This window comes from Psychrobacter sp. TB20-MNA-CIBAN-0197, assembly GCF_040309765.1.
Taxonomy (GTDB): Bacteria; Pseudomonadota; Gammaproteobacteria; order Pseudomonadales; family Moraxellaceae; genus Psychrobacter; species Psychrobacter submarinus.
This window is the reverse complement of record NZ_JBEOPC010000672.1, coordinates 1-268: the sequence shown is the minus strand read 5'-3', so window position 1 is coordinate 268 and position 268 is coordinate 1. Positions and strand designations below refer to the sequence as shown.

1 protein-coding gene is annotated in these 268 nt (G+C 41.4%); it reads right to left on the bottom strand.

All coding sequences use genetic code 11. The annotated features are described in order from the left end of the window. On the bottom strand, nucleotides 1–268 hold a 268-nt coding region (locus AAEY83_RS15470; RefSeq protein ID WP_502945199.1), incomplete at both ends, for an adenine nucleotide alpha hydrolase family protein.

Here is a 268-nt window from a genome sequence, read left to right as displayed (position 1 = left end):
AGCTCAGGGCGTTCTGATTCAGTTTGCTCTACACTTACAAAGCTGCTTAATTGCGAATCTGATACTGTATCAATACTTGTTATAGCAACAGCTGATTGCTCACCTTGTAAATCAAAGCTACTGGCACGCACGGTAATTACTTTTTTACTGTCGAGTGATTTAACCGTGGCGATTGCATTACCTGCATAAATCGGACGTTTAAATGTATCGGCGTCCACTACTGCGATAATTTCAGAAATTTGCGCAACATCTAATAGCGCAGCAACAC